General features: G+C 65.8%; 13 protein-coding genes and 1 pseudogene. 9 read left to right on the top strand and 5 right to left on the bottom strand.

Annotated elements, in window-relative coordinates; all coding sequences use genetic code 11:
• Positions 1-3: 3 nt before the first annotated feature.
• The 7 genes from rpsU to Q0071_RS10990 all read left to right on the top strand — a co-directional run bounded on the left by rpsU (position 4) and on the right by Q0071_RS10990 (position 5,974).
• Entirely contained in the window at positions 4-210 is a 207-nt protein-coding gene (gene rpsU / locus Q0071_RS11020) for a 30S ribosomal protein S21 (protein WP_054121618.1), read from the top strand.
• Positions 211-380: 170 nt separating this feature from the next.
• Entirely contained in the window at positions 381-944 is a 564-nt protein-coding gene (locus Q0071_RS11015; RefSeq protein WP_298168851.1) for an FKBP-type peptidyl-prolyl cis-trans isomerase, read from the top strand.
• 57 nt (positions 945-1,001) lie between these two features.
• Positions 1,002-1,304, top strand: a complete 303-nt coding sequence (gatC, locus tag Q0071_RS11010; protein WP_298168848.1) for an Asp-tRNA(Asn)/Glu-tRNA(Gln) amidotransferase subunit GatC — start codon at positions 1,002-1,004, stop codon at positions 1,302-1,304.
• Positions 1,304-2,788, top strand: coding sequence for an Asp-tRNA(Asn)/Glu-tRNA(Gln) amidotransferase subunit GatA (gene gatA / locus Q0071_RS11005; protein WP_298168846.1), 1,485 nt, complete (start codon positions 1,304-1,306; stop codon positions 2,786-2,788). The genes gatC and gatA overlap by 1 nt, the downstream gene beginning before the upstream one ends.
• A gap of 2 nt (positions 2,789-2,790) precedes the next feature.
• On the top strand, positions 2,791-4,284 hold the full coding sequence (gene gatB / locus Q0071_RS11000; RefSeq protein WP_298168843.1) for an Asp-tRNA(Asn)/Glu-tRNA(Gln) amidotransferase subunit GatB: 1,494 nt from the start codon (positions 2,791-2,793) through the stop codon (positions 4,282-4,284).
• 110 nt (positions 4,285-4,394) lie between these two features.
• Complete coding sequence (locus tag Q0071_RS10995) at positions 4,395-5,060, top strand: hypothetical protein (RefSeq protein WP_298168840.1); 666 nt, start codon at positions 4,395-4,397, stop codon at positions 5,058-5,060.
• The gene (locus Q0071_RS10990) at positions 5,057-5,974 is read left to right on the top strand and encodes a hypothetical protein (RefSeq protein WP_298168837.1); all 918 of its coding nucleotides are present in this window, start codon (positions 5,057-5,059) and stop codon (positions 5,972-5,974) included. The genes Q0071_RS10995 and Q0071_RS10990 overlap by 4 nt, the downstream gene beginning before the upstream one ends.
• 19 nt (positions 5,975-5,993) lie before the next feature.
• Here Q0071_RS10990 and Q0071_RS10985 read toward each other — a convergent pair whose 3' ends face one another.
• Positions 5,994-8,837 (bottom strand): pitrilysin family protein, encoded by a 2,844-nt coding sequence (locus Q0071_RS10985; RefSeq protein WP_298168835.1) that lies wholly within the window; start codon positions 8,835-8,837, stop codon positions 5,994-5,996.
• A 520-nt stretch (positions 8,838-9,357) separates the two neighbouring features.
• On the opposite strand from Q0071_RS10985, the gene clpB reads away from it, so the two are divergent.
• Positions 9,358-11,937: an ATP-dependent chaperone ClpB gene (clpB, locus tag Q0071_RS10980; protein WP_298168833.1), complete on the top strand. Its 2,580-nt coding sequence runs from the start codon at positions 9,358-9,360 to the stop codon at positions 11,935-11,937.
• Positions 11,938-12,053: 116 nt separating this feature from the next.
• Here clpB and Q0071_RS10975 read toward each other — a convergent pair whose 3' ends face one another.
• Positions 12,054-12,863, bottom strand: a complete 810-nt coding sequence (locus Q0071_RS10975; protein ID WP_298168830.1) for a rhodanese-related sulfurtransferase — start codon at positions 12,861-12,863, stop codon at positions 12,054-12,056.
• A gap of 189 nt (positions 12,864-13,052) precedes the next feature.
• Between Q0071_RS10975 and Q0071_RS10970 the strand changes: the two genes are divergently transcribed.
• Entirely contained in the window at positions 13,053-13,892 is an 840-nt protein-coding gene (locus Q0071_RS10970; protein ID WP_366886394.1) for a porin family protein, read from the top strand.
• A gap of 37 nt (positions 13,893-13,929) precedes the next feature.
• Here the strand turns inward: Q0071_RS10970 and Q0071_RS10965 are convergent, their stop codons facing one another.
• The 3 genes and pseudogenes from Q0071_RS10965 to Q0071_RS10955 form a co-directional block, all read right to left on the bottom strand.
• A complete protein-coding gene (locus Q0071_RS10965; RefSeq protein WP_298168824.1) occupies positions 13,930-15,228 on the bottom strand; it encodes an MFS transporter in 1,299 nt (432 codons plus the stop codon).
• A gap of 97 nt (positions 15,229-15,325) precedes the next feature.
• Complete coding sequence (locus Q0071_RS10960; protein WP_298168821.1) at positions 15,326-16,402, bottom strand: phosphotransferase family protein; 1,077 nt, start codon at positions 16,400-16,402, stop codon at positions 15,326-15,328.
• Positions 16,399-17,490 (bottom strand): annotated as a pseudogene (locus tag Q0071_RS10955) (Zn-dependent alcohol dehydrogenase). Before Q0071_RS10955 ends, Q0071_RS10960 begins: the two are co-directional and overlap by 4 nt.
• Positions 17,491-17,561: the final 71 nt, after the last annotated feature.

The following is a 17,561-nucleotide window of genomic DNA, read 5'->3' as shown; positions in this document are numbered from 1 at the left end:
TTTATGCAGATTCTCGTTCGCGACAACAATGTCGACCAGGCCCTTCGCGCGCTCAAGAAGAAGCTGCAGCGTGAGGGCGTGTATCGCGAGATGAAGCTGCGCCGTCACTTTGAAAAGCCCTCGGAAAAGCGCGCCCGTGAAAAGGCTGCCGCTGTCCGCCGCGCCCGCAAGATGGAGCGCAAGCGGCTTGAGCGCGACGGCGGCAAGTAAGCTGCTGCCGGGGGCGGCACGAAGCCGCCCTTAGCCTCTTGCGATAAGGGTCCGGCTGGGCCAAGAGGGCGCCGTATTCGCGGCGCCCTTTCGCTTGTCCGGCACACGTCGGCCGCGCTTCAAGGGCATGGAATCGGGGCCGTCCCGCCGGTCCCACAAAAGGGGAAGACATGTCGGAAATCACCCGCGTTCCGCTCCAGCCGGTTGGCAAGGGATCGCTCACCCGCATCTGGATCGGCGTGATTCTCGCGCTGCTGATCGGCGCGACTGCCGCCTGGGCCACGCGCTATCAGGGCCTCGTCGTTGAAACCCTCACGGCGGGTTCCGGCCCTTCGCCTACGGTGGGCGATGTCGTGCTGGTCAACTATGCCGGCCACCTCGCCAACGGCAGGGAATTCGACAAGGGCACGCAGGTTGCGATGCCGGTCGAAGGCGTGATCCCCGGTTTCAGCCAGGGGCTGCAGAAGATGCAGCGCAAGGGCAAGTACAAGCTGATCATCCCTGCTGCGCTCGCCTATGGCGCTGCGGAGCAGAAGAACCCTTCGACGGGTGAAGTCGTGATCCCGGCGAACAGCGATCTGACGTTCGATGTCGAACTGCTCGATTTCAAGAGCGCGGCCGAGATCGAGCAACGCCGCCAGATGCTCCAGCAAATGCAGCAGCAGATGGGTAGCGCGCCGAAGGGCGGCGCTCCTGCTGGCAATGGCGGCGCTGAAAGCATGCCGCAGCCCTGATTTTCCGGTTCCCGGCCAGCGGCGCGCCCGCTGGCCCCAGACTTTCGAGAGACAGCCATGTCCGTAGACACTGCCACGGTGGCCAGAATCGCCTCGCTGGCCCGCATCAAGGTGACCGAAGACGAGATCGCGGCGATGGTGCCCGAACTCAACGGCATCCTCGCATGGGTTAAACAGCTCGGCGAAGTGAACGTGGAAGGGATCGCGCCGATGACGGCGGTGATCCCCAACAAGCAGCGCCTGCGCGATGACGTGGTGGGCGCCGATCCGCTGACCGGCGGCGGCGTGCAGGGCAAGGTGCTGTCCAACGCGCCGGCGGGCGAACATGGCTTTTTTGGTGTGCCCAAGGTGATTGAATAATGAGCGACCTTACTGACCTTGGCGTCGCCGCGATCCGCGAAGGCGTGGCGAAGGGTGATTTCACCGCGACCGAAGTGGCGGGTGCTTTCAACGCGGCGGTCGCTGAAGCGCAGCCTGCGCTCAACGCCTTCATCACGCTGACGCCCGAGAAGGCGCTCGAAGCTGCCGCGGCGGTCGATTCAGACCGTGCTGCGGGCAAGCCGCTCGGCAAGCTGGCGGGTGTGCCGATTGGCATGAAGGACCTGTTCGCGACGACGGGCACCACGACGACCGCCGCCTCGAACATCCTTGGCAACTTCGTGCCGCCTTACGAATCCACCGTAAGCCAGAAGCTGTGGGATGCGGGCGCGGGCATGCTCGGCAAGCTCAATCTCGATCAGTTCGCGATGGGCTCCTCGAACGAGACGAGTGCGTTCGGCAATGTGGTTTCGCCGTGGCGGCGTGAGGGCAGCGATGCGCAGCTGGCGCCCGGTGGCTCTTCGGGCGGTTCCTCCGCCGCCGTCTCAGCGCGCATTGCCCCGGCGGCAACTGGCACCGACACCGGCGGTTCGATCCGCCAGCCCGCCGCTTTCACCGGCATTTCGGGCATCAAGCCGACCTATGGCCGCTGCTCGCGCTGGGGCATCGTCGCCTTCGCTTCCAGCCTCGATCAGGCCGGCCCGATGGCGCGCGACGTGCGCGATTGCGCGATCATGCTGGAGGCCATGGCCGGCTTCGATCCCAAGGATTCGACCAGCCTCGACATGCCGGTGCCGGAATGGGCAGCAAACCTCAATGCCGACCTGCGCGGCAAGAAGGTGGGCATCCCGCGCGAATACCGCATGGACGGGATGGACACCGATGTCGCCCGCACGTGGGACGAAGGCATCGCCTGGCTCAAGGACGCGGGCGCCGAGATCGTCGACATCAATCTCGCGCACACCAAGTACGCGCTGCCCGCATATTACATCATCGCGCCCGCCGAAGCCTCGTCCAACCTCGCGCGCTATGACGGCGTGCGGTATGGTCTGCGCGATCTTCCGCAGGGAGCCGGCCTGCAGGACATGTACGCCGCCACCCGCGCCGCCGGGTTCGGCGCGGAAGTGAAGCGCCGCATCATGATCGGCACTTATGTGCTCTCGGCGGGCTTCTACGATGCCTACTACACGCAGGCGCAGAAGGTCCGCACGCTGATCAGCCGCGACTTCATGGACGCCTTCCAGACCGTCGACGTGATCCTCGCCCCCACCGCGCCGACTGCCGCCTTCGGCCTTGGCGAAATGGTGAGCGATCCGCTGGCGATGTACCTCAACGACGTGTTCGCCGTGCCTGCCTCGCTGGCTGGCCTCCCCGCCATGTCGGTGCCTGCGGGCCTCGACCGGCAGGGCCTGCCGCTGGGGCTTCAACTCATCGGCCGTCCGTTCGACGAACAGGGCGTGCTCGATGCGGGTCTCGCGATCGAAGCCCGCGCGGGGTTCACCGCGCGTCCGGCGAAGTGGTGGTAAGCATGAGCGACTATCGTATCCAGGGCGCAACCGGGGAATGGGAGGTCGTTGTCGGCCTCGAAGTCCATGCGCAGATCAGCACGCAGTCGAAGCTGTTTTCCGGCGCGGCCACCGCGTTCGGCGCGGAGCCCAACACGCAGGTCAGCCTCGTCGATGCGGCTATGCCCGGCATGCTGCCCGTGCCCAACCGCGAGTGCATCCGGCAGGCGGTGCGCACCGGCCTTGCGATCAACGCGCAGATCAACAAGTGGTCGCGGTTTGACCGCAAGAACTACTTCTACGCGGACTTGCCGCAGGGCTACCAGATCAGCCAGCTCTATCACCCCATCGTGGGTGAGGGCAGCCTTGAGGTACAGCTCGACGACAAGAACCCCGAGAGCACCAAGACCATCGGGATCGAGCGCATCCATGTCGAGCAGGACGCGGGCAAGCTGATGCACGATCAGCACCCGACGATGTCCTATGTCGACCTGAACCGTTCGGGCGTGGCGCTGATGGAAATCGTCAGCCGTCCGGACATGCGCTCGCCCGCAGAGGCAGGAGCCTATCTGGCCAAGCTGCGCACGATCCTGCGCTATGTCGGTTCGTGCGATGGCAACATGGACCAGGGCTCGATGCGCGCAGACGTCAATGTCAGCGTGCGCAAGCCCGGTGAGCCGTTCGGCACGCGGACCGAGACGAAGAACGTCAACTCGGTGCGCTTCGTGATGGCCGTGGTCGAGCAGGAGGCCAAGCGTCAGGTCGCGCTGATCGAGGACGGCGGCAAGGTCGTGCAGGAAACCCGGCTCTATGATCCGGACCGCAACGAGACGCGTTCGATGCGCAGCAAGGAAGATGCGCACGACTACCGCTACTTCCCCGATCCCGATCTGCTGCCAGTGGAACTCGATGACGCGTTCGTCGAGGAATGCCGCGCCAGCCTGCCGGAACTGCCCGACGCCAAGCGCCACCGTTATGAAACGGTGCTCGGCCTTTCGCCCTACAACGCCGGCGTTCTGACTGCCGAGGTCGAAACCTCGCGCTGGTTCGAGGCGCTGCTGGCGCAGAGCGCCGCGCAGCAGGGCAAGCCCGAGAGCGAGGTTGCCAAGCAGGCGGCCAACTGGCTGACCTCCGAACTGTTCGGCGCGCTCAACAAGCTCGGCAAGGGCCTGCTGGAAAGCCCCGTCAGCCCCGAAGCGGGCGGCGAACTGCTCGCGCTCGTCGGCAAGGGCACGATTTCCGGCAGCGCAGCCAAGCAGGTGCTGGAGATCATGCTCGAAACGGGTGACGCCCCCGGCGTGATCGTCGAGCGCGAAGGCCTGACGCAGACATCCGACACCGGCGCGATCGAAGCGGCGGTCGATGCCGTGCTCGCCGCGAATGCCGAAAAGGTGGCCCAGTACAAGGGCGGCAAGGAAGCGCTGTTCGGCTTCTTCGTCGGCCAGACGATGAAGGCTATGCAGGGCAAGGGCAATCCGCAGCTGGTCAACGAAGTGCTGAAAGCGAAGCTCGCTTGAACCGCCGGGTCCGCTGATCCGGACCCGACGATTTCCCCGGCAGAAGCCGAATCGGACTTCCAATCCCGCAGGCGATGTGCTGCTATTCCCGCCATCAAGAGGGGGGATGCTTGCTTCGAAATCATGTTCTGACGGCCGCGCTGGCCGTCGCTATCGCGTCTGTGCCTGCCATGGCGCAGCAGGCTGCCGCGCAGGAAGCCGTACGTACGCCAGTATTGGCGCCAGTATCGGCCCCCGCTCCGGCTGCTGAGGCGGCGGCGGCGCCCGCCGCTCCGGAGGCAACGATCCCCTCGCCCGAGGGGCTTGTGATGCCCAAGCTCGATTTCACCGCGACGCCGGAGATCGAACAGGACTTCGACAAGTACTTCTATTTCCACCGCGCCAACACTTCGTTTGCCGAAGCCTATGTCGACATCCACGAATGCGATGCGCTGGCGAGCGGGAGCAGCATCTACTTCAACTCCTCCACCGCGACCGCAGCCGCGCTTGCGAATTCGAGCGTGCTTGCTGCGGGGGTCGGCGGGGCGATTGCCGGGGCGATGATGGATGCCATCTTCGGCTCCTCCGCCCGCCGCGCGCAGCGGCGCCAGAACGTGCGCAACTGCATGTATTTCAAGGATTACAAGCGCTATGGCCTGAGCCGCGACTTGTGGACCGAATTCAATTTCGAGGAAGGCATGGGCCGCAAGAAGGAAGGCGTCCGCAATGATGCGCTGGCGCTGCAGGCGCTGGTCGCTTCCGGACCCGCGCCGACCACGAAGGAGCTGGGGCTGTGAAGATCATCCGCACCCTGATTGCCGCTGCGCTCGCAGCAACCTGCCTGGCCGGAGGCGCCCTGCGCGCCGAGCCGGTCGAGGAAAAGAATGTCGTCTCGGGCAAGACCACGCTTGATCCGGCCAAGGGCTATATCCTTGTCAGCGGGCCGGCCCGGCAGTTCGGCATGTTCCTGCGTGTGCCGGACGATTCCACGTTCGCGACCTGGGAGAAGGACCGGCAGAAGGCCCTCGACAAGGCACTGCGCGCCTACAAGACCGAACATGCGAACTGGCAGGTCTTGGCGAACAACGCCAAGGCCGACCACTCCAAGCCGCCGGCAGAGCCTGTCAAACCCACGCTGGAAAGTGTGCAGGTCGATCCGCCCGAGCTGCGCGATGTGGCCGCGTTCGGTCCGCAGTTCGTCTACACCAAGGGCGAGACAGTGACTTATCTGCAAGCGGTGAAGCCCGGTACCTATCGCTGGTATGGCAACGTCATTGGCGGTGCGGGCTTGCCGGCTGGCGGCACCTGCATGTGCATGGGTACGGTGCAGTTCGAGGTGAAGGCCGGGGTCGTCACCGATACCGGCAACTGGCTCCAATCGGCGCCCCACAGCGGCGAGGACATGGACGTTGCGCGGCTTGCGCTCAAGGAAGCCAACGACAAGCGCGTGGCGGCCGGCAAGGAGCCTCGCCTGCCATTGCCCCCGTCCGAGCCTCGGTTCGGCGTGCCCGCCAGCCTGAAGGACTGGCCTTCGGTTCAGGCCGAGTTTCATGCCAGCGGCAAGCTCAACAACTACTACGGCATCTTCATTTCGCGTCTCTCCCCGGTGCCCGGCGTGCTCGGCTATCACCGTGACACGCCGGTCGATCTGCGCACCGGGCAGGAGATCGAAAGCCCGACGCTGGTGAGCCGGGCCAGGATCAAGAAATAGGCGGTGAGGGGTTAGCCCCTCAGTCCCCCTTCACCACTTCCACCGGCAGGCCGAGGCCATCGAGCTGCGGCTTGACCTTGGCGGCATCGCCGACGACCACCCAGACGAGCTTGGACGGGTCGATCGTCTTCCTCGCCGCAGCGTCAAGGTCTGCCGGGGTCATGGCGCGGTAGCGGGCGGGGAGCGTGGCGAAGTAATCGTCCGGGCGCTTGTAGGTCTCGATCTTGGCAACGCCATCAAGCACCGCGCCCGAGGTTTCGAACGCGCCGGGAAGTTCGCGCGCGCTGCCTTGCGTGGCCAGCGCGGTCTCTTCCGGCGTGGTACCCTTCGCGCCGAGGTAGCGCGTCATCTCCCCGCGCAGTTCGGTGATCGAGGGGCCGGTCTGGTCGGTCTGGACCGGGGCATATAGCATGAACAGCAGCCGGTCGGCCCGGTCGTTGATCAGGCTGGCGACGCCGTAGGACCAGCCCTTGGTTTCGCGCAGGTTGGTGTTCATGCGGCTGAGGAAATCGCCGCCGAGTACATCATTGGCGGTGCGCAGGGTTACGGTATCGTCGGTGCCCTTCGCGGCGATCACCTCGCCGCCGAGGATCATCGACTGCGGCGAGCCGGGGCGGTCGATCAGCACGATGCGCGGGGTGGGCGCGGGGATCGGGGCGGAGAAGTCCTTGACCGGTGGGGCCATGCGGTTCGAAGGCCAGTTGCCGAAGCTCTTTTCGAGCAAGGGCACGACATCGGCGAGCGTGGTATCGCCCACGATGGTGATCGTCGCGCGGTCCGGCCGCAGCCAGCGGGCATGGAAGGCCGCGAGATCGGCCCGGGTCAGCTTCTTGACGACGTCTGCTTCGCCCGTGCCGGTCGGGGCATAGCCATAGGGGTGCGCAGGGCCGTAGATCGCGGGGTAGAGCACGCGGCTGGCGAGCGAATAGGGATCGGTGCGCTCGGACTGGATCGTGCTCAGCTGCTGGGCGCGCACGCGTTCCAGCTCCGCCGGATCGAGCGCCGGGTGGCGCACATAGTCCGCAAGAAGATCGAGCGAGGGCGCGAGGTTGGGGACCAGCGCGTTCAGCTCGAACGCGGTTGAATCCGGCATGCCCATGCCGTTGATCGAGGCGCCCAGCGTTTCCTTGGCGCGGGCGAGCGCGGACGAATCGAGGCTGGTGGTGCCTTCATTCATCAGGCGCAGCAGCAAGGCAGTGGTGCCGCGCGCGCCAAGCGGATCGGCAGCATAGCCCGCATCGAACGAGACCCGCACCGAGACGATCGGCACCGCGCTGCGGCGGGCGAACACGACCTTCATGCCGTTCTTGAGGCTGGTGCGCTCGATGGCGGGGAAATCGAGCGTGGGCACGTCGCCGGCGGGCGGGATCTTGCTGCGATCGGCATCGGCGGTGGTTGCCGCCACGGCGACAGGCGCAGCAGGCGCGGCGACAGCCGGGGGCAGCGCGGCATCGCCGCCGCGCGCTTCGCCGCCACTGGTACGTTCGCCGGGGACGACGGTGAGCGCGAAGACCGGGCGCTTCATCCACTTCGCCAGCGCATCGCGCACTGCGGCGGGGGTAAGCTTCGCGGCTGCCTCCAGTTCCTTGCGGTAGTGCGCCGGATCGCCGGAATAGATCAGCCCCTCGGCCAGCGTCGCCGCCTTGCCGCCGCCGCCCACCGATTCAAGCGAGCGGATCTCGCCCGCCGCAAAAGTGGTTGCAGCGCGGGCGAGCTCGTCCGGCGTGGGGCCCTCGGTCATCAAACGCGTAAGCTGCGCATCGAGCGCCGCGCCGACCTTGGCTGGGTCCGCACCCGGTTTCACATCGGCTTCCATCACGAACTGGCCGCCCTGCGCGAAGATATCGGCATGGGCGGAGGCCGATACGGCGATCTGCGCACCGCGCACCAGCGCATCATCGAGCCGCGAGCTGGCCAGCCCGCCGAGGATCAGGCCGCCGACCTGCAGCGGCAAGTAGTCCGGATTGTCGAGCCCGGGGACCGCCCACATGCGGTAGACGCGGGTGGTGGCGACACGGTCCTGCACGGTGCGCGCGATGGGCGCGGGCAGGGTCGGCACCGGCACGCTGACCGGCTGGACGGCGGGACCGGCAGGGATCGCGCCGAACCACTTTTCCACCTTGGCCTTCGCGGTGGCGAGATCGAGATCGCCCGCAAGCACCAGCACTGCATTGTTGGGGCCGTAGTGATCGCGGAACCAGCCCTTCACATCATCGAGGCTGGCGCTGTCGAGATCGGCCATCGAGCCGATGGTGGTGTGGTGATAAGGATTGCCTGCGGGGTAGAGCGTTTCGTACTCTTCGTATTCGATCAGGCCGAAGGGGGCGTTATCGCCCTGCCGCTTCTCGTTCTGGACGACGCCGCGCTGGTTATCGAGCTTCTCCTGCGTCACCGCGCCGAGGAGGTGGCCCATCCGGTCGCTTTCCAGCATCAGCGCGCGGTCGAGCGCGGCCTTGGGCACGGTCTCGTAGTAGTTGGTGCGGTCGAACCAGGTGGTGCCATTGGCATCGGTCGCGCCGATTTCCTTGAGCGGGCCGAAAAAGTCGTCCGGCGCGTTTTCCGAGCCATTGAACATCAGGTGCTCGAACAGGTGGGCAAAGCCGGTCTTGCCGCGCGGCTCGTTCTTCGAGCCGACCTTGTACCACACCGACAGCGCCACGACGGGCGCCTTGCGATCGGTGTGGACGAGGACGGTGAGGCCGTTGGGGAGCGTGAAGCGCTCGTAGGGAATGTTCACCGAGTTGACGAGTTCGGCGACCGGCGCGGCCTTGATCGCAACAGCAGGCACCGGGGGTGCAGCCGGATCGGCGGCGAGTGCGGGCACGGCGGCGAGGAGGACGGGTAGCGCGAGCAAAGAGGCCATCAGCGAACGGGGCAGCGAACGGGGCATGGTGATCCTGCGGCTGGGGCGGCGTGCCGGACGGCGGCCGCGCTGGGAGGGGCTGTCGCTCTGTTTCAGAGCATGGCTTTGCTGAACAGAAGCAAAATCGAATCGGGCGTCCACTTGCCCCGATGGGCGGGCCTCCGGGCGGCAAGTTGACACAGTTGACACTGTCCTGAGGAATAATTGCAATCGATCACTGGCGGGCTTTTGATCGATGAAAACGATCAGCGGCCGGATCGGTGCGATGGAGACTAGCGTCATGCGTTCAAGCATACCGGCAAGCTGGCCTGTAGGACAGGCGGTGCCCGACGAACGTCATCTGTGCTTCGACAGGCGCGCAATTAGTGGGCGCTAGGCAGTTGCTGGCGGCTGCGGCAGCCAAGGTGCCGAGGTTCCCGGCATAAGGGGACCCGGAGAGCTACGGACTGATTTTTGATCCATGTCCTTGTGTGGCTGAAATGACACACTACCTTCGGGGCATCAGGAGGAAATCTACCCCATGAACCTCGAGAAATTCACCGATCGCGCCAAGGGCTTTCTGCAGGCGGCGCAAACTGTTGCCATCCGCAATAGCCACCAGCGGATTGGCCCCGAACATGTGCTGAAGGCCTTGCTGGAAGACAGCGAAGGCATGGCATCCGGGCTGATCCAGCGCGCCGGGGGCACAGCCTCAGTTGCGCTCGCCGAAGTGGACAAGGCGCTGGCCAAGATCCCTGCGGTTTCCGGCGGCGGAGCGCAGCAGACGCCCGGGCTGGATAACGATGCCGTGCGCGTGCTCGATGCGGCGGAGCAGATCGCGGCGAAGTCTGGCGATGCCTATGTAACCGTGGAGCGCATACTCGTGGCGCTGACGCTGGCGACCACTACGGCGGCGGGGCAGGCGCTCAAGACCGCGAACGTGACCGCGCAGGCGCTGGAAGCGGCGATCACCGCGCTGCGCGGCGGCCGCACGGCGGACAGCGCCGGGGCGGAGAACGCCTATGAGGCGATGAAGAAGTATGCCCGCGACCTGACGGAAGCGGCGCGCGAGGGCAAGCTTGACCCCGTGATCGGGCGCGACGAGGAAATCCGCCGCACGATCCAGATTCTGGCGCGGCGCACCAAAAACAATCCGGCGCTGATCGGCGAGCCGGGCGTGGGCAAGACCGCGATTGCGGAGGGCCTCGCCATCCGCATCGCCAATGGCGACGTGCCCGACAGCCTGAAGCATCGGCGCCTGATGTCGCTCGACATGGGCTCGCTGATTGCGGGCGCGAAGTATCGCGGCGAGTTCGAGGAGCGGCTGAAGTCCGTGCTCGACGAAGTGAAGGGCGCGGAAGGCGAGATCATCCTGTTCATCGACGAGATGCACACGCTGATCGGCGCGGGCAAATCGGAAGGCGCGATGGATGCGGGCAATCTGCTGAAGCCCGCGCTGGCGCGCGGCGAACTGCACTGCATCGGGGCGACCACGCTCGACGAGTACCAGAAGTACGTCGAGAAGGACCCCGCGCTGCAGCGGCGGTTCCAGCCGGTGTTCGTGGGCGAGCCGACCGTGGAGGACACGATCTCGATCCTGCGCGGGCTGAAAGAGAAGTACGAACTGCACCACGGCGTGCGGATCACCGACGGTGCCATTGTGGCGGCGGCGACGCTTTCCAACCGCTACATCGCGGACCGCTTTCTGCCCGACAAGGCGATCGACCTCATGGACGAGGCGGCGAGCCGACTGCGCATGGAAGTGGAGAGCAAGCCCGAGGAGATCGAGAACCTCGACCGGCGGATCATCCAGCTGAAGATCGAGGAAATGGCGCTCGCCAAGGAAAGCGATGCGGCCTCGAAGGACCGGCTGGCGGCGCTGCGTGAGGAACTGGCGAACCTTGAGCAGCAATCGAGCGAGTTGACGACGCGCTGGCAGAACGAGCGCGACAAGATCGCGGCCGAGGGCAAGATCAAGGAAGCGCTCGATGCGGCGCGGCTTGAGCTGGAGCAGGCGCAGCGGCAGGGCGATCTCGGCAAGGCGGGGGAGCTTGCTTATGGCCGGATTCCCGAGCTCGAGAAGCAGCTGTCTGAAGCGCAGGGCATGGCCGAGAACGCCTTGCTGCGCGAGGAAGTGACCGCGGACGATATCGCGGGCGTGGTCAGCCGCTGGACCGGCGTGCCGGTCGAGCGGATGCTGCAGGGCGAGCGTGAGAAGCTGCTCAAGATGGAAGAGACCATCGGCAAGCGGGTGATCGGGCAGCGCGATGCGGTGGTCGCGGTTTCCAAGGCGGTGCGCCGCGCGCGGGCGGGCTTGCAGGATCCGAACCGGCCTTTGGGCTCGTTCCTGTTCCTTGGCCCCACGGGTGTCGGTAAGACCGAGCTGACCAAGGCGTTGGCGGGCTTCCTGTTTGACGACGACACCGCGATGGTGCGCATCGATATGTCCGAGTTCATGGAAAAGCATTCCGTGAGCCGGCTGATCGGCGCGCCTCCGGGTTATGTCGGCTATGATGAAGGCGGCGTGCTGACCGAGGCGGTGCGGCGGCGGCCCTATCAGGTCGTGCTGTTCGATGAGGTGGAGAAAGCGCACCAGGACGTGTTCAACGTGCTGCTGCAAGTGCTCGACGATGGGCGGCTGACCGACGGGCAGGGCCGCGTGGTGGACTTCACCAACACGCTGATCGTGCTGACCTCCAACCTTGGCAGCCAGTACCTCGCCAATCTGGAAGAGGGGCAGGACGTAAGCACGGTCGAGCCGCAGGTGATGGACGTGGTGCGCGGGCACTTCCGGCCCGAGTTCCTGAACCGGCTGGATGAGATCATCCTGTTCCACCGGCTGGGCCACGAACACATGGCGCCGATCGTCGATCTGCAGGTGGCGCGGGTGCAGCAACTGCTGAAGGACCGCAAGATCGTGATCGACCTGACCGATGCGGCGAAGCGCTGGCTGGGCCGGGTGGGCTATGATCCGGTCTATGGCGCAAGGCCGCTGAAGCGCGCGGTGCAGCGCTATGTGCAGGATCCGCTGGCCGAGCGACTGCTGGGGGGAGAGATCCCCGATGGCAGCACGGTGAAGATCGACGAAGGTGACGGCGCGCTGACGTTTGTGGTGGGGTGATATCCAGCCGCTGAGCCCCCCTCCCCGGCGGGGAGAGGTTGGGGGAGGGGGATGGCGCTTGCGGTTCAGGCGCTGGTTACCCCCACCCAGCCTCCCCCGAGCGGGGGAGGGGCAGGTCAGCGGACTGTGCAGAAGCAGCTTTCACCGGACGGCACCGCGCGGCCGCAGCTTTTGCAGAGGGTGTGTTCGCCCTCGGTCAGCCCATGGCCGAGCGCGACGCGTTCGTCGAACACGAAGCATTCGCCCTGCCACAGGCTCTCCTCGGCGGGCACATCCTCGAGGTAGCGCAGGATGCCGCCCTGAAGGTGGTAGACCTCCTCGACGCCTTCGGCCTTGAGGAAGGCGGTCGACTTTTCGCAGCGGATGCCGCCGGTGCAGAACATCGCGACCTTTGGCTGTTTTCCGGCACCCAGAAGGCGGCCCCGTTCGCGGCGGAACCAGGCTGGGAACTCGCGAAAGCTGCGCGTCTCTGGATTGATCGCGCCCGCGAAAGTGCCGACCGCGACCTCATAGGTGTTGCGCGTGTCGATCACGATGGTTTCGGGATCGCTGATGAGGGCATTCCAATCGTGCGCGGCGACATAGGTGCCGACCGCGGCGAGGGGATCGATGTCGGGCTCGCCCATCGTCACGATCTCGCGCTTCAGGCGGACCTTGAGGCGGCCGAAGGGCATCGCCTCGGCGGTGGAAAGCTTCACATCAAGGTCAGCGCAGCCGGGCAGGGCGCGGATCGACGCGAGCACGCTTGCGATGCCTTGCGCGGTGCCGGCGATGGTGCCGTTGATGCCCTCTCTGGCCAGGATCAGCGTGCCCTTGATGCCGGCGGCCTCGCAGGCCTCGAGCAGCGGCGCGCGCAGCGCTGCCGGGTCCGCGAAGCGGGCGAAGCGATAGAGCGCGGCAACAGTGATGGGGGCGGGTTCGGCCATGGCCGTGCTTCCTAGAGCCGATTGCGCCCGCGCGGCAAGAGTGGCCGGCTGGGGCATTTTCGCCACACTTGCGCGGAAGAAAACCAGACGAATCTGCCTGCTTGGGCATGCCGCACTCGGCTCGTCGCACTGTTCATTTTCAGTACAGGCGCCGGGCGTATCGACAGGCCATCGCGAACACAGACAGTTATGACTCGCAACATTTGCGAAGTGTTTCTGGAATGTAAGCGTGTATTCAAAAGAAAGGGTTGCGTAATGAGAAATAACTATTTGCTGCTTGCTTCGGCTTGTGTTGCTGTAGCGATGGCTAACAGTGCAAATGCACAGACTTATGTCGGTGTATCGGCAGGTATTTCTGCTCCGCATAACTCGAATAACCAAGGTACATTCACTTCCGATGTGCCTGCCACGACTGCCGCGCCGGTCTATGGCGCCATTCCTTCGGGCACGCCGCTGGGCTGGAAGACCAGCTTCGACGTGGGCTACAACTTCGCGGCACAGGTCGGCCACCGCTTCGACAACGGCTTTCGCATCGAGGGCGAGTTCGCCTTCACGCGCGCCAACGTGCGGCGCCACAGCGGCGTGACCGTGGGTGGCACCAACATCGATGCCATCGACGCCTCGATCCTGACGCGCGGCCCGACGGTGGGTTCGACCGTGGGCCAGGTGGTGGACAGCGGGATCGGCAGCCAGCGCGGCATCGCCGGTTTCGTCAATGCCTACTACGACATCAACACCGGCAGCGCGTTCCAGCCCTATGTCGGTGGCGGCATCGGCATCCAGGAAACGAAGTTCGACTATCGCCCCTCGAACATCGATGTCGGGCAGGGCAAGGAAACCAACTTCGCGTGGCAGCTGATGGCGGGCGCGACCTACAAGATCGGGCCGAAGTTCGAGCTGTTCGGGCAGTACAACTACCGCGATGGCGGCAAGACGACGCTGCCGCTCGACCTCGTGCCGGCGGATCTGCAGGCGAGGAGCCGGCAGTCGCTGGTCTCGGTCGGCTTCCGCATTCCGCTCGGCAAGTAAGGGCGTGACGGAGGGGCCGTGGGGGCGTCTGGCGCTCTCACGGCCCCTTGCGGTCGAGCTCCTCGTTGAGGCGCAGCGACGTGCGCCAGAAGAAGAAAGCCGGGACGAACCCGATCACCGCCGCGCCATAGAGCACCCAGCGCACGCTTTCCTCCCCGGCCATGGGCTTGATCCCGTCTGACAGCATCCCGAAGAACAGGGGGCCGAGGCCCAGCCCGATGAGGTTCTGGCTGAACAGCAGCAGCGCGCTCGCCATCGCCCGCGCTTCGGGCTTGACCAGCCCTTGCGCGCTGGAGAAGCAGGGGCCGTAGTAGAGCGAGTTGAGCGCGGTGGGGAGCATCAGCAGGGCGAGGGCCCAGCGCCAGTCGGTCATGCAATAGGCGGCGATGGAAAGCGGGACCGCCACGGCAAAGCCGATGGCCGGCGCGGTCATTACATGGCGGCGGTTGACCTTGCCGAAGCGGTCGGCCAGCCAGCCACCTGCGAGCGTGCCGATAATGGCTGCGACCCCGCCCCAGATGCCGAACCAGAACCCGGTATCGCCCGGGCTGAGGCCGTGGGTGCGCTGAAAGAAGATCGTCGTCCACGTCGCCTTGCCATAGCTGAGGAACGCAGCCGCCGAGCCAGCCGCGAGCAACAGCACGAAGGCGCGCGAGCCCAGAATTTCGGTCAGCGCCTCGCGGTTGGACAAGGTGCGGGGCGGCGGGGCGGCATTGGCCGCGCGCAGGGCTTCGCCCGCGCGGCGCGGATCGCGCAGCAGCAGGACGACCGCGCCGGCCAGCACGATGCCGGGCACGCCGACCACGACGAACGCCGCCCGCCAGCCATAGGCATCCGCCAGCTGGCCGCCGATCAGCATGCCGAGCAGGGTGCCGATGGGGATGCCGAGCGCATAGATGGACAGGGCCGAGGCGCGCTTTTCGGGCGGCGCGAGATCGGCAATCAGCGAATGCGCGGCGGGCGAACACCCGGCCTCGCCCACGCCGACGCCGATGCGGGCGAGCAGCAATTGCACGAAGTTTTGCGCCTGCCCGCACAGCGCCGTCATCCCCGACCAGATGATCAGCGCCCCGGCGATTAGCCCGACGCGGTTGGTCGAGGGGCGATCCGCATAGCGCGCGATGGGAATGCCGAGGAAGGTGTAGAAGGCGGCAAACGCGATGCCTGTCATCAGCCCAATCTGCGTATCGGACAGACCAAGATCGCGGCGGATCGGTTCGGCAAGGATGTTGACGATCTGGCGATCGAGGAAATTGAAGATGTAGACGACCAGCAGGACGGCGAGCACGAGGCGCAGAGATTGGGGCTTGGGTGTTTGCACTGCCGGTTCGTTCATCCTCGTCCTTTCGCGGGACTTTTGCCTGCCATTGCCCCTCCGTCAGCCCTTCGGGCTGACACCTCCCCATTTGTGCTTTGCAAAAATGGGGAGGACCTTATGCGCCCGCCTTCACCGCGTAGTTCCACGCCATGTCTGCCAGCGGGCCCACCCGGTCGGACATCGCAGCAGCGTGGGCGCTGCTGGCGGTGCCGTCGAGGTAGCGCTTCTTGATGCCCTGGATGATGCCGGCGAGGCGGAAGTAGTTGTAGGCGAGGTACCAATCCATGCCGGCAATGCCGTCGCGGCGTGTCTTCTCGCAGTAGCGCGCGATCACTTCATCGAGTTCGGGGATGCCGAGTGCGGCGCGGTCGAGGTCCATGACGCCGGAGCGGCCGCCGTTTTCGGTGGACCATGCCATCGCGAAGTAGGTGAAATCGGCCAGCGGATCGCCGAGTGTCGAGAGTTCCCAATCGAGCACGGCCAGCGGCTTGGGCGCGCCATGTGCGAAAATCATGTTGTCGATGCGGTAGTCACCGTGGACGACGCTCACGCGGGTCTGTTCGGGCAGGGTGCGCGGGAGCCATTCGATGAGGCGCTCCATCGGCTCCATGTGTTCGGTTTCGGAGAGGCGGTATTGCTTGGTCCAGCGATCGACCTGGCGGCCGAAGTAGTTGCCGGGCTTGCCGAATTCGGTGAGGCCCACAGAGTCGACGTCCACGCTGTGGAGCTGGGCGAGGGTATCGACCATGGCGAAGTAGGTGGCGCGGCGGTCTTCGGGGGTGGCACCGGGCATGGCGCCGTCCCAGATGGTGCGGCCATCGACGCAGCCCATCACGTAGAACATTGCGCCCGCGACCGATTCATCGGTGCACAGGCCATATTGCGGGGCGACCGGGAAGCCGGTGGGGCCGAGCGCGGACTGGACCTTGAATTCACGGTCCACCGCGTGGGCGGAGGGGAGCAGCTTGCCCAGCGGCTTGCGCCTGAGGACATAGGGGCCCGAGGGCGCGTCGATCCGGTAGGTGGGGTTCGATTGGCCGCCCTTGAACTTCGAGACGGTGAGTGGGCCCTGAAAGCCTGCCACGTTGGCTTCGAACCAAGCGGTGAGCTTTGCCTCGTCCAGCTTGTCCGCGCCTTCGGGGGAGACGGTGCCGGTGAAGGCGGCCTGAGCGTCGATGACAGGCTCGGTCATGAGTCGAACACGATAACCGAGCGGGCGGAGTGGCCCTGCTTCATCTTTTCGAACCCTTCGTTGATGCCTTCCAAGGGGATGCGTTCGGCAATGATGCTGTCGAGGTCCAGCAGACCGCGCATGTAGAAATCGACGAGGCGCGGGAGATCGACCGGGAAGTGGTTGCCGCCCATGATCGCGCCTTGGAGCTTCTTGCCCGAAAGCAGGTCCATGGCGGAGAGGCTGACCTTATGGTTCAGCGGCATCATGCCGAGGATCGTGGCGGTGCCGCCGCGGCGCAGCGAGGCGACCGCGAGATCACCCGAGGCGGGGCGCCCGACGGCTTCGATGGCGTGGTGGACGCCGCCCTTGGTCATTTCCTGGATCTGCTTGGCGGCATCGGGATCGAGCGCGTCGATCACATCTGTCGCGCCAAGCTTGATCGCGAGTTCGCGCTTTTCGGGCATCGGATCGGCGGCGATGATGCGGCCAGCGCCGGCGATCTTGGCGGCGTTGATGGTGGCAAGGCCAACGCCGCCGCAACCGATCACGGCGACGGTTTCACCCGGCGTGACCTTGCAGGCGTTGAAGATCGTGCCCGCGCCGGTGGTGACAGCGCAGCCGATGACGGCAGCGCGATCGAGCGGCATTTCGGGGTTGATCGCGACGCAGGCGTGTTCGTGAATCAGCATCATTTCGGCAAAAGCCGAGAGATTGAGCATCTGGTTGACCACGCTGCCATCGCTGGAGCGCGTGAGGCGCGGTGCCTAGCCGGGGCGGCGGCGGGTATCGCCGCCGAGGCAGAGCGACATGCGCCCCGTCACGCAGAATTCGCAGTGGCCGCAGAACGCCGAGAGGCAGGTGACGACGGCATCGCCCTTCTTGACCGTGCGGACTTCGCTGCCGACTTCCTCGACAATGCCGGCGGCTTCATGGCCCGCGACGCAGGGCATCGGGTGGGGATAGGCGCCATCGATGAAGTGCAGGTCCGAATGGCACAGACCGCAAGCGGCGGTGCGGATCAGGACTTCGTGCGGGCCGGGCTTGGACACGGTGAGCTGGTCGATGACGAGCGGGGTGCCGGCTTGTTCGAGGATGGCGGCTTTCATGGGGTCTACCTTGCACAGTCCCCCTCCCGCATGCGGGAGGGGTTAGGGGAGGGTGTGTTGGGGATGGCGTG

The sequence above is a fragment of the Novosphingobium sp. genome, assembly GCF_027486195.1.
Classification (GTDB): Bacteria; Pseudomonadota; Alphaproteobacteria; order Sphingomonadales; family Sphingomonadaceae; genus Novosphingobium.
This window is presented reverse-complemented; position numbering and strand designations above follow the sequence as displayed.